The sequence below is a fragment of the Pseudomonas sp. B414 genome (assembly GCF_055408445.1).
In genome coordinates this window covers 1-22,996 of the sequence record NZ_JBUZTQ010000022.1, presented here as the reverse complement: position 1 = coordinate 22,996, position 22,996 = coordinate 1, and the positions used below count along the sequence as shown (strand labels likewise).

The 22,996-nt window shown below is 57.7% G+C and carries 21 protein-coding genes; 14 read left to right on the top strand and 7 right to left on the bottom strand.

What is annotated here, in order from left to right; translation table 11 throughout:
- Nucleotides 1–6: 6 nt before the first annotated feature.
- The 4 genes from ACZRMH_RS17660 to dksA form a co-directional block, all read right to left on the bottom strand.
- Nucleotides 7–2,961, bottom strand: coding sequence for a sensor histidine kinase (locus tag ACZRMH_RS17660; protein WP_464014525.1), 2,955 nt, complete (start codon nt 2,959–2,961; stop codon nt 7–9).
- Complete coding sequence (locus ACZRMH_RS17655) at nt 2,945–3,193, bottom strand: Asp23/Gls24 family envelope stress response protein (protein ID WP_169716037.1); 249 nt, start codon at nt 3,191–3,193, stop codon at nt 2,945–2,947. The genes ACZRMH_RS17660 and ACZRMH_RS17655 overlap by 17 nt, the downstream gene beginning before the upstream one ends.
- 6 nt (nt 3,194–3,199) lie before the next feature.
- Complete coding sequence (gluQRS, locus tag ACZRMH_RS17650; protein WP_464014524.1) at nt 3,200–4,087, bottom strand: tRNA glutamyl-Q(34) synthetase GluQRS; 888 nt, start codon at nt 4,085–4,087, stop codon at nt 3,200–3,202.
- Nucleotides 4,088–4,776: 689 nt separating this feature from the next.
- Complete coding sequence (gene dksA / locus ACZRMH_RS17645; RefSeq protein WP_016783419.1) at nt 4,777–5,217, bottom strand: RNA polymerase-binding protein DksA; 441 nt, start codon at nt 5,215–5,217, stop codon at nt 4,777–4,779.
- Nucleotides 5,218–5,538: 321 nt separating this feature from the next.
- Between dksA and ACZRMH_RS17640 the strand changes: the two genes are divergently transcribed.
- Together ACZRMH_RS17640 and sfsA are read left to right on the top strand one after the other, a co-directional pair.
- Complete coding sequence (locus tag ACZRMH_RS17640) at nt 5,539–6,711, top strand: pyridoxal phosphate-dependent aminotransferase (protein WP_464014523.1); 1,173 nt, start codon at nt 5,539–5,541, stop codon at nt 6,709–6,711.
- Nucleotides 6,711–7,418: a DNA/RNA nuclease SfsA gene (gene sfsA, locus ACZRMH_RS17635; RefSeq protein WP_464014522.1), complete on the top strand. Its 708-nt coding sequence runs from the start codon at nt 6,711–6,713 to the stop codon at nt 7,416–7,418. Before ACZRMH_RS17640 ends, sfsA begins: the two co-directional genes overlap by 1 nt.
- On the opposite strand, the gene ACZRMH_RS17630 is transcribed toward sfsA, so the two are convergent.
- Nucleotides 7,401–7,739, bottom strand: coding sequence for a Rieske (2Fe-2S) protein (locus ACZRMH_RS17630; RefSeq protein WP_464014521.1), 339 nt, complete (start codon nt 7,737–7,739; stop codon nt 7,401–7,403). The two genes, sfsA and ACZRMH_RS17630, sit on opposite strands and share 18 nt — an antisense overlap.
- A 177-nt stretch (nt 7,740–7,916) precedes the next feature.
- On the opposite strand from ACZRMH_RS17630, the gene ACZRMH_RS17625 reads away from it, so the two are divergent.
- The 3 genes from ACZRMH_RS17625 to ACZRMH_RS17615 are packed head-to-tail and all read left to right on the top strand — an operon-like array spanning nt 7,917 to nt 10,593.
- On the top strand, nt 7,917–8,792 hold the full coding sequence (locus tag ACZRMH_RS17625) for a heme/hemin ABC transporter substrate-binding protein (RefSeq protein ID WP_464014520.1): 876 nt from the start codon (nt 7,917–7,919) through the stop codon (nt 8,790–8,792).
- A gap of 50 nt (nt 8,793–8,842) precedes the next feature.
- Nucleotides 8,843–9,826, top strand: a complete 984-nt coding sequence (locus tag ACZRMH_RS17620) for a FecCD family ABC transporter permease (RefSeq protein WP_464014565.1) — start codon at nt 8,843–8,845, stop codon at nt 9,824–9,826.
- A 44-nt stretch (nt 9,827–9,870) separates the two neighbouring features.
- On the top strand, nt 9,871–10,593 hold the full coding sequence (locus tag ACZRMH_RS17615) for a heme ABC transporter ATP-binding protein (RefSeq protein ID WP_464014564.1): 723 nt from the start codon (nt 9,871–9,873) through the stop codon (nt 10,591–10,593).
- A gap of 232 nt (nt 10,594–10,825) precedes the next feature.
- On the opposite strand, the gene ACZRMH_RS17610 is transcribed toward ACZRMH_RS17615, so the two are convergent.
- Together ACZRMH_RS17610 and ACZRMH_RS17605 are read right to left on the bottom strand one after the other, a co-directional pair.
- Complete coding sequence (locus ACZRMH_RS17610) at nt 10,826–11,098, bottom strand: TfoX/Sxy family protein (protein ID WP_464014519.1); 273 nt, start codon at nt 11,096–11,098, stop codon at nt 10,826–10,828.
- A gap of 312 nt (nt 11,099–11,410) precedes the next feature.
- Nucleotides 11,411–12,967 carry a bifunctional aminoglycoside phosphotransferase/ATP-binding protein gene (locus ACZRMH_RS17605; RefSeq protein ID WP_464014518.1) on the bottom strand — a complete coding sequence of 519 codons (1,557 nt, stop codon included), beginning with the start codon at nt 12,965–12,967 and terminating at the stop codon, nt 11,411–11,413.
- Nucleotides 12,968–13,083: 116 nt separating this feature from the next.
- Between ACZRMH_RS17605 and mrcB the strand changes: the two genes are divergently transcribed.
- The 9 genes from mrcB to msrQ all read left to right on the top strand — a co-directional run bounded on the left by mrcB (nt 13,084) and on the right by msrQ (nt 22,893).
- Complete coding sequence (gene mrcB / locus ACZRMH_RS17600; RefSeq protein WP_464014517.1) at nt 13,084–15,408, top strand: penicillin-binding protein 1B; 2,325 nt, start codon at nt 13,084–13,086, stop codon at nt 15,406–15,408.
- Between the two features lie 16 nt (nt 15,409–15,424).
- Nucleotides 15,425–16,171, top strand: coding sequence for a tetratricopeptide repeat protein (locus ACZRMH_RS17595; protein ID WP_464014516.1), 747 nt, complete (start codon nt 15,425–15,427; stop codon nt 16,169–16,171).
- 5 nt (nt 16,172–16,176) lie between these two features.
- The gene (locus ACZRMH_RS17590; protein ID WP_464014563.1) at nt 16,177–16,506 is read left to right on the top strand and encodes a YqcC family protein; all 330 of its coding nucleotides are present in this window, start codon (nt 16,177–16,179) and stop codon (nt 16,504–16,506) included.
- A 409-nt stretch (nt 16,507–16,915) separates the two neighbouring features.
- Nucleotides 16,916–18,640 carry an acetolactate synthase 3 large subunit gene (locus tag ACZRMH_RS17585; RefSeq protein ID WP_464014515.1) on the top strand — a complete coding sequence of 575 codons (1,725 nt, stop codon included), beginning with the start codon at nt 16,916–16,918 and terminating at the stop codon, nt 18,638–18,640.
- Nucleotides 18,641–18,642: 2 nt separating this feature from the next.
- Nucleotides 18,643–19,134, top strand: coding sequence for an acetolactate synthase small subunit (ilvN, locus tag ACZRMH_RS17580; protein WP_016783407.1), 492 nt, complete (start codon nt 18,643–18,645; stop codon nt 19,132–19,134).
- A gap of 49 nt (nt 19,135–19,183) precedes the next feature.
- The gene (gene ilvC, locus ACZRMH_RS17575) at nt 19,184–20,200 is read left to right on the top strand and encodes a ketol-acid reductoisomerase (protein WP_095002580.1); all 1,017 of its coding nucleotides are present in this window, start codon (nt 19,184–19,186) and stop codon (nt 20,198–20,200) included.
- A gap of 144 nt (nt 20,201–20,344) precedes the next feature.
- On the top strand, nt 20,345–21,202 hold the full coding sequence (gene pssA, locus ACZRMH_RS17570) for a CDP-diacylglycerol--serine O-phosphatidyltransferase (protein ID WP_153399268.1): 858 nt from the start codon (nt 20,345–20,347) through the stop codon (nt 21,200–21,202).
- A gap of 63 nt (nt 21,203–21,265) precedes the next feature.
- Nucleotides 21,266–22,279: a protein-methionine-sulfoxide reductase catalytic subunit MsrP gene (gene msrP, locus ACZRMH_RS17565; RefSeq protein ID WP_464014514.1), complete on the top strand. Its 1,014-nt coding sequence runs from the start codon at nt 21,266–21,268 to the stop codon at nt 22,277–22,279.
- Entirely contained in the window at nt 22,279–22,893 is a 615-nt protein-coding gene (gene msrQ / locus ACZRMH_RS17560) for a protein-methionine-sulfoxide reductase heme-binding subunit MsrQ (protein WP_464014513.1), read from the top strand. The genes msrP and msrQ overlap by 1 nt, the downstream gene beginning before the upstream one ends.
- Nucleotides 22,894–22,996 lie beyond the last annotated feature (103 nt).

Genomic DNA, 22,996 nt, shown 5'->3' with positions numbered 1-22,996 from the left:
ACGGTCTCAGTTCACAGCGGACGTCGCTTCGACATGACGCGGTAATGTCACCCGGATACGGGTTCCGCGTTGGCTGTGAATGTCAGCCGGGCTGTCGATGGTGATTTGTCCATAATGCTCTTCAACGATGGAATAGACCAGTGCAAGGCCCAGACCGGTGCCTTCGCCAGGGTCCTTGGTGGTGAAAAATGGTTCGAACAATCGGTCCATGATGTTCTTCGGAATGCCTGTGCCTTCGTCTTCCACAATAAGGTCGACGGTATGCTCGCTGGCCTCGCTCTTGACCCGCACGGCGCAGCCTGCAGGTGAAGCGTCACGGGCGTTTGAAAGCAGATTGATGAGTACCTGGGCGAGTCGCTGCGGATCGCCTTCGACCCAGTGGTCCGGGTCGCAGAGGTTGTAGAACTGCACTTCGAAATTGCGCCGGTTCAGGGCCAGCAGACCAATGGCATCCTGGGCCACTTCGGCCAGACAGACGGGCTCGTCATTATGCTGATGGCTGCCGGCGTGGGCGAAGCTCATCAAGGACTGCACGATGCGCGAGATACGTTTGGTCTGCTCAAGGATCTGGCTGCTGATTTCCGTCAGTTCGCTATCGTCTTCGCGCTCTTCGCGAAGGTTTTGTGCGAGGCAGGCGATGCCGGTCACCGGGTTGCCGATTTCATGCGCAACACCCGCCGCCAGACGACCGATACTGGCCAGGCGCTCGGAGTGCACCAGCTTGTCTTCGAGCATCTGGGTCTCGGTCAGGTCTTCCACCAGCAGCACCAGGCCGCTGTTGCCCGGGGCCAGCGGCTCGTCAATGGCCGCCTTGTGCAGGTTGAGCCAGCGGGTCTGGCCGTCGAGGGCCAGGTGTTGTTTGTGCAAGTGTTCGTCAGGCAGGTCGATAAAGCCTTGCAGCAGTTCGCGCCACGGATCGCCCAGGGTACTCAGGCGCGAACCGACCACGCGCTGGGCCGGGATGCCGGTCAGCTCTTCCATGGCCTTGTTCCACATCAGGATCTCTTGATCCTTGGCCAGCGAACAAACGCCCATGGGCAGTTCTTGCAAGGTCTGGCGGTGATAACGGCGCAAGGCGTCGAGTTCGGCTGCCAGCCCCGTCAGGCGTGAGTGGTAGTCCTCAAGCCGACTTTCAATAAAGTGAATATCTTCGGTGACGTAGTTTTCGCCGCCGGACTTGTAGGGCAAAAAGGTCTCGACCATATCCTGGGCGACACTGGGGCCCATCAAGCCCGACAGGTTGGCCTCGATACGGTCGCGCAGGCGGCGCAGGGCATAGGGGCGACGCTCGTCGAAGGGCAGGAACAGGTCGCGCAGCGCTTGTTCGACTTCCTTTTGTGCGGCCTTGGCGCCCAGGGGCTTGGCCAGCTGAGTGGCGAACTCCTGCGGAGAGGCAGCGTGCAGTTCGCGGCGTTGCGGGCGGCGTACGTTGTCGACTGCGCAGGCTTCGGCGGCGCTGGCCTCTTCAGGGCTGGCGTTGGTGAACAGCGAAATCAGGGTGAACATCAGCACGTTGGCCGCCAGTGAAGCGATGGCTGCCATGTGCCAGCTGGTATCGTCCAGCACATAGATCATGTTCAACCACGGAATATAGAAGCCCTGGAAGTTGCCGATCAACGGGAACAGCATGCTCGCCATCCACACCAGAATCCCGGCCAGCAGCCCGGCAATAAAGCCGCGTCGGTTGGCGGTCGGCCAGTACAGCACCGAAAGCACCCCTGGCAGGAACTGCAAGGTGGCGACAAAGGCGACGATGCCGAGGTTGGCCAGATCTTGTTCTGCGCCCAGCAGCAGGTAGAAGCCATAGCCAGCCATGATGATGGCAACGATCAGTGCGCGGCGGGTCCATTTCAGCCAGCGGTAGATATTGCCTTCGGCAGGCGGCTGATAAAGCGGCAGCACCAGGTGATTGAGGGCCATGCCCGAGAGCGCCAGGGTGGTGACGATAATCAGCCCGCTGGAGGCCGAAAGCCCGCCTACATAGGCCAGCAGCGCCAGGGGTTTGCTGTTGGCGGCGATACCGATGCCGAGGGTGAAATACTCGGGGTTGGTGGTGGCGCCGAGCTTGAGGCCGGCCCACAGAATCAAGGGTACGGCGAGGCTCATCAGCAGCAGGAACAGCGGCAGGCCCCAGCTGGCGCTGACCAGCCCGCGAGGGTTGAGGTTCTCGGTAAAGGTCATGTGATACATGTGCGGCATCACGATGGCCGAGGCAAAAAACACCAGCAACAAGGTGCGCCACGGACCTTCTTGCAACGGGGTGTGCAGGGCGGCGAGTGCGGTCTGGTTTTGCAGCAGCCACACTTCGAGTTGTTGCGGGCCATCGAACACGCCATACAGCGCGTAGAGGCCGACGCCACCAATGGCGATCAGTTTGATCACCGACTCAAAGGCGATGGCGAACACCAGCCCTTCGTGTTTTTCCCGGGTGGCGATATGCCGTGAGCCGAAGAAGATCGTAAACAGGGTAATCAGTGCACAGAAGCTCAGGGCCACGCGATGCTGCACGGGTTCGCGGGTGAGGATGCTGATGGAGTCGGCCACGGCCTGAATTTGCAGGGCCAGCAGCGGTAACACACCGATCAGCATAAAGATCGTGGTCAGCGCACCGGCCCAGGTGCTGCGAAAGCGGAAGGCGAACAGGTCAGCCAGGGATGAAAGCTGATAGGTTCGGGTGATTTTCAGAATGGGGTAGAGCAGCACCGGCGCCAGCAAAAACGCCCCGGAAACCCCAAGGTAGCTGGATAAAAAGCCGTAGCCGTATTCGTAAGCCAGGCCCACGGTGCCGTAGAACGCCCAGGCACTGGCGTAAACGCCCAGCGACAGGGTGTAGGTCAGGGGGTGGCGAATGATTGCGCGCGGGATCATGCCGCGTTCACTGATCCAGGCTACGCCAAACAGCACCCCAAGGTAGGCGGCGCTGATCAGGATCATCTGGGTCAGGCTAAAGCTCATCGGCATCTTTTTGGCTCTGCAGAATAAAGGTCACAACGATCAGAATCAGCCAGAGCAGATAGGGCCTGTACCAGGCGCCTGTCGCATCGATCCACCAATCCATGATGGCGGGAGAAAACAGGTAGATCCCGACAACCAGCAACAGGACCAATCGATAGATATACATCCCGCCCTCACTTTTACAGGCCGCATGCCCAAAAACGTGCGGCGATGGTAACGGATGGCTGGCAACCTGCAAGGGCTGTCAGCGTAATTGCGCCTCGGGGAGGGACAGTGTGCGTGGGATATTGGCCGCGTTCCAGTGGGCAATACCCCAATCCAGCACTTCACGCGGGGTGGCGTCGTTCAAGCATTCGTCAGGGCTCTGACCCAAGGCGCGCAAGGCGCGAAGCAGCAGCGGCGTGGCCTGCTCCGGTGTCAGGGGCGGAGAGCGGTAAGATTTGCCGAGTTTGTGGCCATCGGGTTGCACGATCAGCGGCACATGCAAGTAGCGCGGTTGCGACAGCCCCAGCAACTCTTGCAGATACAGCTGGCGCGGTGTGGAGTCCAGCAGGTCGGCGCCGCGCACGATATCTGTCACGCCCTGGGCAGCATCATCGAGCACCACGGCCAGTTGATAGGCGTAGAGCCCGTCGCGGCGGCGAATCACAAAATCACCCACTTCGCGGCCCAGATGCTGGCTGAACGAGCCCTGGACGCGGTCTTCAAAGCGGTATTCAAGCTCCGGGACTCGGATGCGTATGGCCGCGTTTTCCATTGAGTGGCCGGCATTGCGGCACAGTCCCGGATAAATTCCGTGGTAGGCCTCCAGCTGTTTGCGCGAGCAGGTGCAGGCGTAAGCCAGGCCCATGCTGAACAGACGGTTGAGTACTTCGGCGTAGGCCTCATGGCGCTCGCTTTGGCGAACCAGTTCGCCGTCCCATTCAAAACCGTAGCGCTCAAGGGCATCGAGGATTGCGGCCTGGGCCCCGGGCATTTCCCGTGGCGGGTCGAGGTCTTCCATACGCAGCAGCCAGCGGCCACCTGCAGCACGGGCGTCGAGATAAGAGGCGAGGGCTGCAACCAGAGAGCCAAAGTGCAGATGGCCGCTGGGGGTTGGGGCGAAGCGCCCGATGTAGGAAGGGGCTGTCATTACATAAATCCTGTAGATGCTCTGAAAAGCTTGGGTGATCGGGCTTCCAGTTCTTAAAGCGATACCAATGCTGCCACCGAAATAATCCAAACACCGCTGAGGCCCATCACAGAAGGCCGAACGCAGGTGCTGTTATGGGGGTGGCGCGGCAGGACGCCGCGCCAGCCGCGATGGGCCGTGGATGCCACGTCGTAAGGGCGGCACCCTTAGAAAGTCGTGACACCTTGAATGGATATGTACTGGGTGGTTTTAACTGGAATACTGAGTACATATCCAGACTTCGCGTCTAACTGGAATATTGGTTTCGCTCTTACAGCGAGGCACTTTTGTCAAACAGCCACAAAAGTACCCAAAAAGGCCTTGCCCCATCGTACGGCCCTCGCTTCGCTCAGGTTCCCTCACTCCGGTCCTGCTCCGTGGGCCCGCCGTCACGGGCCATCCTTGGCCCATCACGGCTCTCCCGGCATCCATGCCGGTCGACCCACTACGCAGAACCTACATTCGGCCTCCCGGAGGGCGAGTAAATCAAAAGCCAGATCAACAGCAGATCAAAAGCAGATCAACAGCTAAATCAAAAGCTTTCAGGCATGCAGCGCTTTTTAGCTTTGCCAAGGTACAAACAGCTGCAGAGCGTAAAATGCAGAAACAAAAATGGGGCGTTCGCACGCCCCATCTGGTCAAGCCGGTGATTACTTGCCGACTTGTTTTTCCTTGATTTCAGCCAAGGTCTTGCAGTCTACGCACATGTCGGCAGTAGGACGGGCCTCGAGTCGACGGATCCCGATTTCGACGCCGCAGGATTCGCACCAGCCGTATTCTTCGTCTTCGATCAGTTGCAGCGTCTTGTCGATTTTCTTGATCAGCTTGCGCTCGCGATCACGGGCGCGCAGTTCCAGGCTGAATTCTTCTTCCTGGCTGGCGCGGTCGGATGGGTCAGGAAAGTTAGCCGCTTCGTCTTTCATATGATCAACGGTACGGTCGACTTCCTGCATCAAGTCCTGTTTCCACTTTTGCAGAATCTTGGTGAAGTGTTTGCGCATGGGCTCGCCCATGTACTCTTCACCCTTCTTTTCAACGTAGGGTTCGAAGCCGCTAAGTTGAGTATTCTGTTGCTTTGCTTGTGTGGGCATGAAATGGACCGCCTCTCATTCTTCTAATCCATTGCGCAGGATTGCAACATCACCGACACCTGCCGGCCCTGCGGCTGCAAGCGGGCGAACTTACCAGATCAAATCGGGCTGCGCTACTCCCGCATGTCTAGCCCGTTCTCAGGGTGTGTGTGCAGAGCCTGTGGTGCTTGAGATTAGTGGCTAATTAATAATTTTAGTCGAGCTATGACTTAAGGCCGGGTCGTTTGGTTCTATTGGCAAGCGTGCTAAGACCTAATTAACTCTCTCTTATAGCACTGCTTGGGTAGAATCAGCCTTTTGCTTACCCAGGAAGGCAGGCTCATGGCTCAGTCTTACAGTGCGCGCAGCCGCGCAATCGAACCGTTCCACGTCATGGCGTTGCTGGCCCGTGCCAACGAGCTGCAGGCTGCGGGGCACGATGTGATTCACCTGGAAATCGGCGAGCCGGACTTCACCACGGCCGAGCCGATCATCGCTGCCGGTCAGGCCGCCCTGGCCGCCGGGAAAACCCGCTACACCGCAGCTCGGGGCCTGCCGCAGCTGCGTGAAGCGATTTCCGGGTTTTATCAACAGCGCTACGGCTTGAATATCGATCCTGCGCGAATTCTGATCACGCCCGGCGGCTCCGGTGCCCTGTTACTGGCCACAAGCCTACTGGTCGATCCGGGTAAGCACTGGCTGCTTGCAGACCCAGGCTACCCATGTAATCGACATTTCTTACGGCTGGTTGAGGGGGCCGCACAGCTGGTGCCAGTCGGCCCTGATGTGCGTTACCAACTGACGGCGGATCTGGTAGGCGAGCACTGGAATCAGGACAGTGTCGGAGCATTGGTTGCATCCCCGGCCAACCCGACCGGTACGATGTTGAGCCGTGATGAGCTGGCGGCCCTGTCTGCAGCCGTCAAGGCCCGCAACGGTCATCTGGTGGTAGACGAGATCTATCACGGCCTGACCTACGGCTGTGATGCGACCAGCGTGCTGGAAGTCGATGACAGCGCCTTTGTGCTCAATAGTTTCTCCAAGTATTTCGGCATGACCGGTTGGCGCCTGGGCTGGTTGGTGGCTCCGCCAGAAGCCGTGGCCGACCTGGAGAAACTGGCACAGAACCTTTATATCAGTGCGCCAAGCATGGCCCAGTACGCAGCCCTGGCCTGCTTTGAGCCGCAGACACTGGCCATTCTGGAAGAGCGTCGGGCCGAGTTCGGGCGGCGCCGGGATTTCCTGTTGCCGGCCTTGCGTGAACTGGGTTTCGGTATAGCGGTAGAACCTGAAGGCGCGTTTTACCTGTACGCCGATATCAGTGCGTTTGGTGGCGATGCATATGCGTTTTGTCAGCATTTTCTGGAAACCCAGCACATTGCCTTTACCCCGGGGCTGGATTTCGGCCGGTACAAGTCCGGGCACCATGTACGGTTTGCTTACACCCAAAGTTTGTCGCGCTTGCAGGAAGCCGTTGAGCGGATCGCCCGCGGCCTCAAGAGCTGGAAGGGCTGATGCGATTCTCACCTGAGTTGGAAGAAGGGCGGCTGATCAAACGCTACAAGCGTTTTCTGGCGGATATCGAAACCGCCAGTGGTGAGTTGATGACTATTCACTGCCCGAACACGGGCTCCATGCTCAATTGCATGGTCGAGGGTGGTCAGGTCTGGTTCAGCCGTTCCAATGACCCCAAGCGCAAGTTGCCGGGCACTTGGGAAATCAGCCAAACCCCGCAGGGTCGGCTGGCGTGCGTCAATACCGGGCGCGCCAATCACTTGATCGAGGAGGCGCTGCTGGCAGGGGTGATCACCGAGCTTGATGGCTTCACTGCGCTCAAGCGCGAGGTGCCTTACGGGCAAGAAAAAAGCCGGATCGATTTTCGCCTGGAGTACCCCCAGGGTTTTGCCTTTGTCGAGGTCAAAAGTGTCACCCTGGGATTTGACGGCTCGCGTGTCGCGGCATTTCCGGATGCCGTGACACAGCGTGGCGCCAAGCATTTACGGGAGCTGGCGACCCTGGCTCGTGAGGGTGTGCGTGCCGTTCAGTTGTATTGCGTCAACCTTACGGGTATTGACGCCGTACGCCCTGCAGAGGAAATCGACCCGGGTTACGCCGCAGCACTGCGCAAGGCGGTGGCTGCCGGGGTGCAGGTACTGGCTTATGGCGTAAGCCTGACCTCGGATGCTGTAGTGGTTGATCGTCGTCTAGACGTCATCCTCTGACGCTTCTGGCGTAATCCATAGCCCTTGGCTGTCTTCTCGACAGTCAAGGGCTGTCAGAAGCTGCCCGGTGCAAGGCCCGGCAACGCATTCCCCGCTTTCGATCAGAAACAGCGCAGAGTGGGTCGCACACTGGATCAGGCTGGCGCTTGAGTCGAGAAATTGATCCGGCTGCCATTCCAGCGCCACCCCGCGATGGGGGCAGCGATTTTTATAGGCATAGACCTGGCCTTCGCGACGAACCACCAGCAAGCGCAGCTCATCCAGCTCAAAGCCACGGCTGGTGCCTTCACTCAGCGCCTCTGAGGGGCATAAAAACTTCATGTGAATCCTTAATGACAGCCAAACGGCTGTGTCGTTGGCGTGCTGCAGGGCGGGTTAAGAGGTTGACGTGCAAATGCAAACAATTATCAAATGGCGGCTTGCTCTGCGATGTGCTGTCTTCACGGCGAGACAATGCCTTTGTCCCGTTGAGCCCTCTTTTTCAAGGAATGCCTCTGTATGCGCTTGAGTACCCGCCTGATTACGCTCTGTGCAGGCCTTATGATCAGTCATGCCAGCCTGGCTGGCGAGTTGCCACAACGTTGGGTCAGTGCCGGAGGCGCGCTCTCGGAATGGGTCAGCGTATTGGGCGCGGAGTCTAAATTGGTTGGGGTTGATACCACCAGTCAACATCCTGAATCACTTAAGTCGTTGCCCAGTATCGGCTATCAGCGCCAGCTTTCGGCAGAAGGTGTCCTGAGTTTGAAACCGGATGTTCTGATCGGCACTGAAGAAATGGGCCCGGCGCAGGTTTTACAGCAGATTCGTGGTGCCGGGGTGCCCGTGGAGATGTTTTCGGCACAGGCTGACCTCGCAAGCCTTGAAGGCACACTGACACATTTGGGGCGTCTGCTGGGTGACGAGAAGCAGGCGGCGCAGGTGTTCAAAGATTATCAGCAGCAACTCGAGCAACACCAGCAGCAGGTCAAGGCCGCGCAAGCTGATCACAAGGCACCCGGGGTGTTGCTGTTGCTGGGGCATGCCGGCGGCAAACCCTTGATTGCCGGTAAGGACACGGCAGCAGACTGGCTGCTGACCCGGGCCGGTGGGCATAACCTGGCCACTCATACCGGCTACAAGCCGTTTTCCATTGAGGCGCTGGCAGGGCTTAACCCTGAAGTGCTGGTATTCGCCGATCGCAGCCTGACGGGTGAGGCGGCACGCAAGGCACTGATGACGGAAAATCCGGTATTGGCCTCTATCCGCGCGGCCAAAAATGGCCGGGTGTACGAACTGGACCCGACGCTGCTGGTGGGCGGTTTGGGCCCGCGCTTGCCTGCCAGCCTGAAGCAATTGACGGCTGAGTTTTATCCAGCGGCTGCGGCAAAACAATGAGAAAGCTGGTCAAGCCCAGGTCTTTGTTTATAGGTCTTGGCGTGCTGTGCCTGTTGTCGATCTGGCTGTCGCTGGCGCTGGGGCCGGTGAGCCTGCCGCTGTTTGATACCTTGCGCGCCGCCCTGCGGTTGCTCGGCGTACCTGTTCCGGGCGAAGGCCTGGAGCAGGCCGAGTTGATCCTGGGCCAGATCCGTTTGCCGCGAACCCTGCTGGGGCTGGCCGTTGGCGGGGTGCTGGCGCTGTCGGGTGTAGCCATGCAGGGGTTGTTTCGCAACCCGCTGGCCGACCCCGGATTGGTCGGCGTGTCCAGTGGCGCTGCCCTGGGGGCGGCAATTGCAATTGTGGGCGGGGCTGCATTTGGCGGGTTGCCGCAAGTGATGGGGCCTTATCTGCTATCACTGTGTGCGTTCCTCGGTGGGTTGGGGGTTACGGCGCTGGTGTATCGGCTGGGGCGACGCAACGGTCAGACCAATGTCGCTGTCATGCTGCTCGCAGGTATTGCGTTGACAGCCCTGGCCGGTTCTGCGGTGGGGTTGTTTACCTATCTGGCGGATGACGCGACATTGCGTACGCTGACGTTCTGGAATCTGGGCAGCCTTAATGGCGCCAGTTACGCCCGGCTGTGGCCTCTGTTAATAGTTACCGTGGGCGTTGCCCTGTGGCTGCCGCGGCGGGCGAGTGCGCTCAATGCGCTGTTGCTGGGGGAGTCCGAAGCCAGCCATTTGGGCATTGATGTGGAAGGCCTGAAGCGCGAACTGGTGTTTTGCACGGCGCTGGGTGTAGGTGCTGCTGTGGCAGCGGCCGGTATGATTGGCTTTATCGGGCTGGTGGTACCGCATCTGGTACGGTTGCTGGCGGGGCCTGATCACCGCGTGCTGTTACCCGCCTCGGTACTGGCGGGGGCGACACTGCTGCTGTTTGCCGACTTGATCGCTCGTCTGGCTCTGGCGCCGGCCGAATTGCCGATCGGGATTGTTACCGCGTTTCTCGGTGCACCTTTCTTTCTTTACCTGCTGATGCGAGGACGCCACTGATGCTGCGCACGGAAAATCTGCAGATCCGTCGCGATCAGAACATCGTGTTGACGGGTGTCACCCTTGATGTGCGTCCCGGCGAAGTGCTGGGTGTGCTCGGCCCCAATGGTGCAGGCAAAAGCACCCTGCTGGCGGCCTTGTGCGGGGAGCTGGCGCCGACCGGTGGTCAGGTCTGGTTGGATCAGCAGCCTTTGGGGCATTGGAAGGGCGCACAGCGGGCTCAGCGGCTTGCCGTCCTGCCGCAAACCTCGACCCTGGATTTCGCTTTCCGTGTTGAAGAAGTAGTGGGCATGGGCCGACTCCCGCATCAGACCGGTCGTACCCGTGACGCAGAAATAATTCACGCGGCGCTGCAGGCAGCCGATGTTGAGCATCTTGCAGGACGCAGCTATCTGGCGTTATCCGGTGGTGAGCGGCAGCGGGTGCATCTGGCCCGGGTGCTGGCGCAATTATGGCCGGGGCAAAGCGGGCAGACCCTGCTACTCGATGAGCCGACCTCAATGCTCGACCCCTTGCATCAGCACACCACGCTCAAGGCTATTCGCGCCTTCGCTGATCGCGGCGCGGCGGTACTGATCATCCTGCATGACCTGAATCTGGCGGCGCGTTATTGCGATCGCTTGTTACTGCTTGAACAGGGGCGCCCACGGGCTCTGGATTGCCCACAAGTGGTGTTGCAGCCGGATGAGCTCAAGGCCGTGTTTGGTCTTGATGTGTTAGTACAGCCGCACCCTGAGTTGGGTTGCCCGATGGTGATTGCCCGCTGAGCAACGTGCCGATCACCGGGTGCGCACTTTTCTGCAGGCAAAAAAAGACCCGGCAAGAGCCGGGTCAAATAACCGTGATTAGCCTGATGAGGAGATTTTCTGAGAGTCCGAACCAAGGGCCTTTCAGAAGATCGACTGGTCTCGCGACCAGATGGCGTAATCATAACAATTCTCATTTCCATGTCAACAACTGTTTTTTACCGTTCATCGTGTAAGTCGAAAATCAATCGTGTCAGGCTTTTTTCTGCGCGGTCAGTTGCTCGACTTGCTGGTTCAGCGCTTCTTTGCGCTCGGCAGGGATATCGTTCCAGTGAACATCCTGCAAGGCCCCTTCAATGGCATACAACAGCACTTTAGAGGCTCTGAACCCCCGCGCTTTTACAGCCCTGTAGGCATCCACTGCGCCCAGGCGTTTCAAGTCCGAGGCACTGTGGATGCCAACAGCATGCAGCCATTGCGCAGAGGTTTTCCCAAGATTCTTCAGATGCTGGAGTTCATCGTTCATCAGCTCTCCTTGCGACGGCGTGAGCTCAGCGTTTACGGGGCGTGGTGACTCTATGGAGTGTAGCGCTCAGCAGGAAAGTCGCAGTCCGTTAGTCGGTTTTGGAACAAGGAGGAGTTGGAAATGGGAAAATGCGCTGTCCGAAAGTACTGATCAGTACCTTGGACGCAAGGGGGTAGAGCGTCTCTGTCCGTTTAGCAGGAGTGATCCACTGCGAAACGGTTGCGTTGGCTCGGATGTCGTATTTTTGATTTTGGGCGGTTTTGCCCAGGCAGGCGCCGTGAAACTATTACGGTCTCACGGCGCACATGAACCTTACAGGCCCGGCAAACGCTGGCGAATGTCAGCGATCAGGGTGTCGAGGCTTTTGCTGTTGTGGGTTTCAACCCGCTTGCTGCGCAGAATTTCATCGGCGCTCAATGCTTCGCGGCTGGCCTGCTGCGCCTTGACCACTTCCAGGGTGGCGTCAGACGGGTCGGTGCCAACGGACTTGCGATGCGCCAGCCAGCCTTCGATCACGGCATCTGGCGCCGTACAGTCGAGGATCAGGCAAGGCACGCCGGTGGCTTCTGCGACTTTGGCAGCGGCGTCGCGTTGCTCACGCTTGAGGTAGGTGGCGTCAATTACCACCGGGAAGCCCGCGCGCAGCACGATACCCGCCAGTTCATGAAGTTTGCTGTAGGTGGCAGCGCTTGCGTCGGCATTGTAGATGCCACCGCCTACAGCATTTTCCGCCGTCTGCTCACCAAACAGTTGCTTGCGGATGACGTCTGAGCGCAGACGAATAGCCCCCAGCGCTTCAACCAGTCGCATGGCTACCGAGCTTTTACCTACAGCTGAAACACCGTGGGTAATGGTCAGGAAGCGTGACGGAATGGTGCTGTAGCTCTCTGCCAGATTGGCATAGTTGCGGTACTGGCGCAGCGTGGCAGCGCGCTGCACCGGGCTCGCCTCGGCCGGCATGCTGAACAGGCTGACCTTGGCACGCACCAGTGCGCGGTAGGCCTTGTAGAAATTCAGCAACTCAAGCCCCTGGTAGTCGCCGGTCAGTTCCAGGTACTGGCTGACAAAGCGTCGCGCCAAGCTTTTCAGGCCGCGGTCTTCAAGGTCCATGGCCAGAAAGGCAGTGTCCGCATACACATCTGTGAAGCGGAAAGGCTCGTTGAATTCGATGCAGTCGAAGATCACCACTTTGCCATCAATCATCGTGGCATTGCCCAGGTGAATATCGCCGTGGCATTCGCGGATAAACCCTTGTGCCTTGCGCTGTTCGAACAGCGGCTTGAGACGGGTAAAGCTGGCCTCGGCCCAAGCCTGAAGTGCATCCAGTTGCAGCAGGTCGGCTTTGTCCGAAAGGAACGGGCGAATTTGCTCGAAGTTCTGACGGACCGGCTCCATCACTGCCTCAGGATTGCCCTGATAGTGTTCAGCAGGAACCTGGGGCGCCTGAGTGTGAAAGCGGGCGATTTGCTGAGCCATTTCGTCAATATGGGCGGCATTGAGCTCACCATTGGCTTGCAGCGTGCTCAGCAACTGGCTTTGCGGGAACTGGCGCATTTTCAGTACGAACTCAATCGCCGGGCCTTCACCGCCGAATGCTGGCGCCTCGCTTGTACCCGTAATCGGCAACACGTCGAGGTAAAGCCCTTCGGTCAGACGCTGGTTCAGGCGCAATTCTTCATTACAGAAGTGCTCACGGCCACTGAGTTCGGTGAAGTCCAGAAAACCGAAGTTGACCGGCTTCTTCAATTTGTAGGCATACGGCCCGGTAAGAATGACCCAGGAGATATGCGTCTCGATAACCTGAAATCCTTCGACTTCATGGGGGTAGAGGTCCGGGTTCTGCAGGGCGGCAATCAGGTTCTGGCTCACGGTTGATCCTTCAAGTTCTGGAAAATTCGATGCGCCATTATGGCGGCTGACAGCTGGAGTGCAAACCGCCGGGCTGCGCATGATGAACATGAATAAAGTGCGTATAATCTCGCGCCATGACTCGTACCCGATCTCCTCGTTCCCGTTCCAAACGTCCCTCTGGCGGCCTTCGGCCCTTGCTGGGCTGGGCCATCAAGCTCAGTCTGGTTGGCCTTGTGGTGCTGGCAGGTTTTGCCGTCTATCTGGATGCCATCGTTCAGGAGAAGTTCTCCGGCAAGCGCTGGACCATCCCGGCCAAGGTGTATGCCCGGCCGCTGGAGCTGTTCGTCGGCCAGAAGCTGAGCAAGAACGACTTCCTCACCGAGCTCGATGCGTTGGGCTATCGCCGTGAAAGCGTGGCCAATGGCCCGGGTGCGGCATCTGTTAATGGCAACACGGTCGACCTCAATACCCGTGGCTTCCAGTTTTATGAAGGCGCCGAGCAGGCGCAGCCGGTGCGGGTAAGGTTTTCTGGCGATTATGTGGCTGAACTGTCCTCGACCAATGGCTCCAAACTGCCAGTGGTGCGCCTTGAGCCGCTGCTGATCGGCGGCATGTACCCGAAAAACCTTGAAGACCGGATCCTCATCAATATCGATCAGGCACCCCCGTTTTTGCTGGAAACCCTGGTCACCGTCGAGGACCGGGACTTCTATCATCACTTTGGTGTCTCGCCCAAGTCGATTGCACGGGCAATGTGGGTCAATACCTCGGCCGGGCAAATGCGCCAGGGCGGCAGTACCTTGACCCAGCAACTGGTCAAGAATTTCTACCTGACCAACGAGCGCAGCCTGAGCCGCAAGCTGACCGAAGCGATGATGGCGCTGCTGCTTGAGTTGCACTATGACAAGCGCGAAATTCTCGAGGCGTACCTCAACGAGGTGTTTGTCGGCCAGGATGGTCAGCGCGCCGTACACGGCTTTGGCCTGGCCAGTCAGTTCTTCTTTAGCCAGCCGTTGGCCGAGCTCAAGTTGCACCAGGTGGCACTGCTGGTAGGTATGGTCAAAGGGCCATCTGCCTATAACCCGCGGCGTTACCCCGAGCGTGCGCTGGTTCGTCGTAACCTGGTGCTCGACCTGCTCGAGCAGCAAGGTGTTGCAACTCCCGAGCAAGTGGCTGCAGCGAAGAAAATGCCGCTGGGCGTGACCAAGCGCGGCAGTCTGGCTGATAGCTCGTTCCCGGGCTTCCTGGACCTGGTCAAGCGACAGCTGCGTGAAGACTATCGCGACGAAGACTTGACCGAAGAGGGGCTGAGAATTTTCACCAGCTTCGACCCGATCCTGCAGATGAAGTCCGAAGCTGCGCTAGGGGAGACCTTCAAGCGTCTGGCCGGGCGCAAAGGCTCGGATGAAGTGGAAGCCGCCATGGTGGTGACCAACCCTGAAACCGGCGAGGTTCAGGCGCTGATCGGTAGTCGTGCGCCTGGTTATGCAGGCTTCAACCGTGCGCTGGATGCGGTACGGCCTATTGGCTCGCTGATCAAGCCTGCGGTCTATCTCACGGCACTTGAGCGACCGAGCCAGTACACACTGACCAGTTGGCTGTCGGATGAGCCATTGTCGATCAAAGGCGCTGATGGTCAGGTCTGGAAGCCCCAGAACTATGATCGACGCTCGCACGGTACGATTTTCCTCTACCAGTCGATGATGAACTCCTACAACCTCGGCACGGTAAGGCTGGGGCAGGAAGTCGGTGTGCCCAATGTGCTCAAGACCCTGGCGCGACTGGGTGTGGAGCGTGAGTTCCCGGCATTCCCGTCGATGTTGCTGGGGGCTGGCGCATTGAGCCCGATGGAAGTAGCGACGATGTACCAGACACTGGCCAACGGCGGCTTCAATACGCCGATGCGCGGCATTCGCAGCGTACTGACCGCCGAAGGTGAGCCGCTCAAACGCTACCCGTTCCAGATCCAGCAACGCTTTGACCCGGGGTCGATCTTCCTGATCCAGAATGCGATGCAGCATGTGATGCGCGAAGGTACCGGGCGCTCGGTCTATAACGTGTTGCCCAAGAGTCTCGCGCTAGCGGGCAAGACCGGTACCAGTAACGATTCCCGTGACAGCTGGTTTGCAGGCTTTAGCCAGGACTTGCTGGCAGTGGTCTGGCTGGGTCGCGACGACAACGGCAAAACACCGTTTACCGGAGCAACCGGTGCCTTGCAGGTATGGACCAGTTTTATGAAGAAAGCTGACCCGCTGCCGCTCGACATGCCACAGCCCGATAACATCGTTCAGGCCTGGATTGATCCGCATACCGGTCAGGGTTCTGATGCTGGCTGCCCTGGCGCGGTGCAGATGCCGTATATTCGCGGCAGTGAGCCGCCAGCGGGGGCCAGTTGTGGTGGGCAAGAGCCCGCCACAGGTGATGCCGTGATGGATTGGGTCAAGGGCTGGTTGAATTAAGCAAAGAGGGTTTGACGTGAATAAGTTGTGGATTGCGGCTGTTTCAGCCCTGGCTTTGCTCAATGGTTGTGCCAGCGTGCCGCAGGGTTCTATTCCTGTGGTCGACTCGGGTGTTCCGGTGTCGAATAACGAACGTATTTCGGCCCAGCGTACGGCGGGGAGTTATCCACAGGCCGCAGCGCCACGTGCCGCCCAGGCGCGCACGATCACCGAGGACTCGGGGGTTGTCGTAATGATCCCGGGTGGCGGTGCCACGGTCTCGACGCCGATCAGCACTCAGCCTTTCACGCCGGGGCCCATTACCCCAGGGCCGGCTGCGGCACCGATCAGCACCGGTAGCTACACACCGAATACTGCTTACAGCGCTCCGGCGCCGGTCACGCCAAGCGGTATTCCATCCAGCTACAGCAGCGGTGGCGGCCTGGCTGCCGACGAGCAACTGGATGGGCCGGTGCTGGCGCTGCTCACCACGGCTCAGCAACAACAGTCGAGCGGTGACTTGAACGGTGCGTCATCGAGCCTTGAGCGTGCCCAGCGCGTGGCCCCTCGTGAGCCGCAAGTGCTTTATCGTCTGGCGCAAGTGCGTATGGCCCAGGGCGATGCCGCCCAGGCCGAGCAGTTTGCCCGTCGTGGTTTGACGTTCGCCAGTGGCCGTCCGGACTTGCAGGCGAGCCTGTGGGGCTTGATTGCCCAGGCACGTGAGAAGCAGGGTGATGCCGCTGGCGCTGCACTGGCCCGTCAAAAAGCCAAGGTGAGCCTCTGATGGTCATGGATGTACGCACATCTGAGGTTGCCGGGTTCTTGTTGCTGATCGAACAGGAAATGCGCACCCAAGGCTTGTGGAGTGACAAGGTCCCTACCGAACACGACTTGTCCAGCCTGGAACCCTTCAGTGTCGACCGCCTGGATTTTGAGCAGTGGGTGCAGTGGATCTTCCTGCCGAAGATGAAAGTCATTGTCGAACAGGGCCAGCCACTGCCCAGTGTCTCGGGTATCTGGCATATGGCTGAGCATGTTTTTGCCCAGCGTCGTGGCAACTGGAAACCCCTGCTCAAGCATTTTCAGGATTTTGATCGCCTGATCAGCCCTTCCTCCTGAGGTCATGGCTGCCAGTTTTTACTGGCAGCCATCCATTTTCTTGTTGGCTTCCGTCATTTTGCGCGTTTTTTTGTGCGTTCCTGTCGATTTATGCAAATAAATTAAATAGATGGCTTGACTTGGGCAGGCCTAATGACAAGAATCGAACTCCCGCTGTAGAGGGACTGCCAGAAGCAGGCTCTCTCAGCAGATCATGAGGCGCACACCCGCGCCGACCTGTTACACCCGCAACGCGTTACCTCGCGCTGGGTGGGAAACCCCCGCAATATTTGGGGAGTTCCCAATACTTGCTCAGTCAGTGCTGACGTAGTCGGCGACCACCGTCGCTCATGCTCTGCTGAAAAGTAAACCTATTAAGACCCGTTCGTATTTTTGTGGACGGTATTCTGGCGTTTTAGAGGTGAACAACGTGGAGCTTTTGTCTGGTGGTGAGATGCTCGTGCGCTTTTTGCGCGACGAAGGTGTCAAATATATCTACGGGTACCCTGGTGGTGCTCTCCTGCATGTTTACGACGCACTGTTCAAAGAGCCGGAAGTTACCCACATCCTGGTTCGTCATGAACAAGCTGCTACCCATATGGCTGACGGCTACGCCCGTGCTACCGGTAAAGCCGGTGTAGTACTGGTGACTTCCGGGCCGGGTGCTACCAACGCCATCACCGGTATTGCCACTGCCTACATGGACTCCATTCCGATGGTGATCATTTCGGGTCAGGTGCCTAGCACCATGGTCGGAACTGATGCCTTCCAGGAAACCGACATGATCGGTATCTCCCGGCCCATCGTGAAGCACAGCTTTATGATCAAGCATGCTTCGGAAATCCCGGAAGTCATGAAAAAGGCGTTCTACCTGGCGCAATCCGGTCGCCCTGGTCCGGTCGTGGTCGATATCCCGAAAGACATGACCAACCCGGCCGAAAAGTTCGAATACGTTTTCCCGAAAAAAGCCAAGCTGCGTTCTTACAGCCCGGCCTTGCGTGGTCACTCCGGCCAGATTCGCAAGGCGGCCGAGATGCTGCTGGCAGCCAAGCGCCCTGTGCTTTACGCAGGCGGTGGGGTTATTTTGGGCGGTGGTTCGGCGCCACTGACCGAGCTGGCCAAAATGCTTAACGTGCCAGTGACCAATACACTGATGGGCCTGGGTGCATACCCTGGCACCGACCGTCAGTTTATCGGCATGCTCGGCATGCACGGCAGCTTTACTGCCAACATGGCCATGCACAACGCTGACGTGATCCTGGCGGTAGGTGCACGCTTTGATGACCGCGTTATCAACGGTCCATCCAAGTTCTGCCCGAACGCCAAGATCATCCATATCGATATCGACCCGGCGTCCATCTCCAAAACCATCAAGGCAGACGTACCGATCGTCGGCCCTGTTGAGAGCGTGCTGACCGAAATGGTCGCCATCCTCAAGGACATCGGCGAGAAGCCAAATCCTGAGGCGGTTGCCAACTGGTGGAAGCAAGTCGACGAGTGGCGCGGTGACGGAGATCTGTTCCCTTACAACAAGGGCGACGGTAGCCAGATCAAGCCTCAGGCCGTTATCGAGATGCTCTGCGAAGTGACCAAGGGCGATGCCTATGTAACGTCCGATGTGGGTCAGCACCAGATGTTCGCGGCTCAGTACTACCGCTTCAACAAACCCAATCGCTGGATCAACTCCGGTGGCCTGGGCACGATGGGCTTCGGTTTCCCGGCGGCGATGGGCGTAAAACTGAGCTTCCCTGATGCTGACGTTGCCTGCGTGACTGGCGAGGGCAGTATTCAGATGAACATTCAGGAATTGTCGACTTGTCTGCAGTATGGCTTGCCCGTAAAAATCATCAGCCTCAACAACGGAGTGCTGGGGATGGTGCGTCAGTGGCAAGACATGAACTACGGCAGTCGCCACTCGCACTCGTATATGGAATCGCTGCCTGACTTCGTCAAGCTGGCTGAAGCTTATGGCCATGTAGGTATTCGGATCACGGATCTGAAAGACCTCAAGCCGAAAATGGAAGAAGCCTTTGCCATGAAGGATCGCCTGGTGTTCCTGGATATTCAGGTCGATACCAGTGAGCACGTTTATCCGATGCAGATCAAAGATGGCTCCATGCGCGACATGTGGCTGAGCAAGACGGAGCGTACTTAATCATGCGGCACATTATTTCCTTGCTTCTTGAAAACGAACCGGGCGCCTTGTCTCGTGTTGTTGGCCTGTTCTCGCAACGTAACTACAACATCGAAAGCCTGACGGTGGCACCGACCGAAGACCCGACCTTGTCGCGTCTGACGCTGACCACGGTGGGGCATGATGAAGTGATCGAGCAGATCACCAAAAACCTGAACAAGCTGATTGAAGTGGTCAAGCTTGTGGATCTGTCGGAAAGTGCTCACATCGAGCGCGAGCTGATGCTGGTCAAGGTCAAGGCAACGGGTGCGCAGCGCGCCGAGATCAAACGCACCACGGATATTTTCCGTGGGCAAATCGTTGATGTCAGCGCCAGTGTTTACACCGTGCAGTTGACAGGAACCAGCGAGAAGCTCGACAGTTTCATTCAGTCGATTGGAACCGCCTCGATCCTGGAAACAGTTCGCAGTGGCGTCACCGGGATTGCCCGTGGCGACAAAGTACTCAGCATCTAAAACTAACAAGTGCTAATTGGCCTGAATGGCCTGGATATAAGGGAAAATCATGAAAGTTTATTACGACAAAGACTGCGACCTTTCGATCATCCAGGGCAAAAAAGTAGCCATCATCGGTTACGGCTCCCAGGGTCACGCTCAAGCCTGCAACCTGAAAGATTCCGGCGTTGACGTTACTGTTGGTCTGCGTAAAGGTTCGGCCACTGTCGCCAAGGCCGAGGCTCACGGCCTGAAAGTAACTGACGTTGCCAGCGCTGTTGCCGCTGCTGACCTGGTCATGATTCTGACCCCGGACGAGTTCCAGTCCGCGCTGTACAAGAACGAAATCGAGCCGAACATCAAGAAGGGCGCCACCCTGGCCTTCTCCCACGGTTTCGCGATTCACTACAACCAGGTAGTTCCGCGTGCCGACCTCGACGTGATCATGATCGCGCCAAAAGCGCCAGGTCACACCGTTCGTTCCGAGTTCGTACGTGGCGGCGGTATCCCTGACCTGATCGCTATCTACCAGGATGCGTCGGGCAATGCCAAAAACCTGGCCCTGTCTTATGCTTCGGGCGTGGGCGGTGGTCGTACCGGTATCATCGAAACCACCTTCAAGGACGAAACTGAAACCGACCTGTTCGGCGAGCAGGCTGTTCTGTGTGGCGGTACTGTTGAGCTGGTTAAAGCGGGCTTTGAAACTCTGGTTGAAGCCGGTTACGCGCCAGAAATGGCTTACTTCGAGTGCTTGCACGAATTGAAGTTGATCGTTGACCTCATGTACGAAGGCGGTATCGCCAACATGAACTACTCGATCTCCAACAACGCCGAATACGGTGAGTACGTTACCGGTCCGGAAGTTATCAACGCCGAATCCCGTCAGGCAATGCGTAACGCTCTGAAGCGCATTCAAGATGGTGAATACGCGAAGATGTTCATCAGCGAAGGTGCTACCGGCTATCCATCGATGACCGCCAAGCGTCGCAACAACGCTGCTCACGGTATCGAAGTCATCGGCGGGCAACTGCGCTCGATGATGCCTTGGATCGGTGCGAACAAAATCGTTGACCAGGCCAAGAACTAAGTTCTTAGCCTTTAGAGAAAACGCGGCCCAGGCCGCGTTTTTTCGTTTAAGCGGCCGCTTCTGGTATAAAGCAGGATCGTTTGCGGGTGCGTGTTGGCCCCAAGCTTCTATCGAAACTTTCCATATCGTTGCAAGGTAATGTCCATGAGCGAACGTCCCGAAGAGCCAAAAGCGGCTTCAGACGCCGATAGCCTGCTGCCTATCGATGAGCATGTCGAAGAAGGGCATGACGCCGAAGGCCGAAAAGTCCGGCATCGTGGTATCTATCTGCTGCCGAACCTTTTCACCACCGCGAACCTGTTCGCCGGTTTTTACTCGATCATCAGTTCCATGAGCGCTCAAAGTGCCATGAGTGCGGGTGATGCTGCTGGCGCTAGCAAGTACTTTGCTTTTGCGGCCATCGCCATTTTTGTCGCCATGGTGCTCGACGGTCTTGATGGCCGTGTAGCCCGTATGACCAATACCGAAAGTGCCTTTGGTGCCGAGTACGACTCCTTGTCAGACATGGTCGCTTTTGGTGTTGCTCCCGCATTGCTGGCTTTTGGCTGGGCGCTGGGCGATATGGGCAAGGTCGGCTGGATGGTTGCCTTTATCTATGTTGCTGGCGCGGCGTTACGTCTGGCGCGTTTCAATACCCAGGTCGGAACAGCGGACAAACGCTACTTTATTGGTCTGGCCAGCCCGGCGGCGGCTGGTGTGGTAGCAGGTATCGTTTGGGCATTCAGTGATTACGGCATCCAGGGTTCGAAAATGTCGTTTCTGGTAGCCCTGCTTGTAGCGGCTGCCGGCATGCTGATGGTCAGCAATATCAAGTACAACAGCTTCAAGGAACTGGACTTGAAAGGGCGAGTTCCTTTTGTTGCCATTCTCGCGGTGGTGCTGGTATTCGCGGTTGTGTTCAGCGACCCGCCGCGCATTCTGTTGTTGGCGTTCCTGGCCTATGCAGCATCGGGGCCCATCCAGTATTTACTGCGTTTGCGTCGTAACAAAAACGCCGAGTGATGTAATTTCTCCCATACTCCGTAGTCTATTGGTGCATCAGCCCTCCAATACTGCGGAGTTGTCATGCTTATCAAGCTGCCTAAAGCGTCCGATTGCAAAGAGTCGGACGTTACGCCTGAATCTTTCTATTTATCCCGTCGTGCATTGCTGGGCAGTTCGTTTGCCGGATTGGCTGTGGGCGCGCTTCCGCGTTGGGCCAGTGCCGAAGATGCGGTGCGCTATGCCGATATTGAACCCGGCAAGGCTCCAGCCTGGTTTACTGACAAACTCCCGCAGACCAAATGGCAGGCAGTGACAGTCAAGGGAGAGGCGATCACCCCATTCAAGGATGCCACTCACTACAACAACTTCTATGAGTTCGGCACCGACAAGGGTGATCCGGCGCAGAACGCTGGCGCTTTGAAAACCGAGCCCTGGACTGTGGTGGTAGACGGGGAGGTGGGCAAGCCGGGGCGTTATGCCCTTGAAGACTTTATGAAGCCTTATCAGTTGGAGGAGCGGATTTATCGTCTGCGCTGTGTTGAAGCCTGGTCAATGGTGATTCCGTGGATGGGTTTCCCCATTTCAGCCTTGCTCAAACAGGTAGAGCCGACATCCAAAGCCAAATACATACGCTTTGAGACCTTGCAGGACCCCAAGGTCATGCCCGGGCAGCGTTCGGGTTTCGCATTGATTGACTGGCCCTATGTAGAAGGGTTACGTCTGGATGAGGCAATGAACCCGTTGGCAATTCTGGCGGTGGGTATGTATGGGCGTGAATTGCCGAACCAGAATGGGGCGCCGCTACGACTGGTAGTGCCCTGGAAGTATGGTTTCAAAAGCGTGAAATCCATTGTGCGAATCAGCCTTGTCGAAGAGCAACCGAAAACCACCTGGCAAAGCATTGCTGCGGATGAGTACGGCTTTTATGCCAACGTGAACCCGCAAGTCGATCATCCAAGGTGGACGCAGGCGCGTGAGCGACGTTTGCCGAGCGGCCTGTTCAGTCCGAATGTGCGTGATACCCAGATGTTCAATGGTTACGCAGATGAAGTGGCTTCTTTATATACCGGTCTCGATTTGCGGAAAAATTACTGATGAAGCTCCTTGCTTGGCGTATTGGCGTTTTTGTGGCTGCTGCCATCTGGCCTTTGCTTTGGTTGTATCAGGCCTGGATCTTTGCCCTTGGCCCGGATCCGGGAAAGGTGCTGGTCGACAGGCTGGGGCTGGGTACGCTGATACTGTTATTGGTGACGCTCTGCATGACGCCGATGCAGAAGCTCACAGGATGGTCGGGCTGGATAGCGGTGCGCCGTCAGTTAGGGTTGTGGTGTTTTGCCTACGTGGTTTTGCACCTCTGTGCCTATCTGACTTTTGTGCTGGGGTTTGATTGGTCGCAATTGGGCGTGGAGCTGCGCAAGCGGCCCTACATTATTGTTGGTGCGCTGGGTTTCTTGTGTTTGCTGGCGCTGGCCGTGACTTCAAACCGATACAGTCAGCGGCGATTGGGTGGGCGCTGGAAGAAGCTGCATCGCCTGGTGTATGTGGTTGTCGGTTTGGGGTTGCTTCATATGCTCTGGATTGTGCGGGCAGATCTCAAGGAATGGTCGATCTATGCCTTTATAGGTGTGTGCCTGCTGGCCCTGCGCATACCCTTGGTGAAGAGCCGGATTCCGCGTCTTTATAAGAAGAAACCGGTATCTGTTGCTTAAGCTGCAATTAACCCTTGACTCGGATTTGTATCTGTCTATAATTCGCCCCACTTCCGGCGCAGTCGAAACGGAAAACTCCTTGAGTTTCAATGAGTTGGATTGG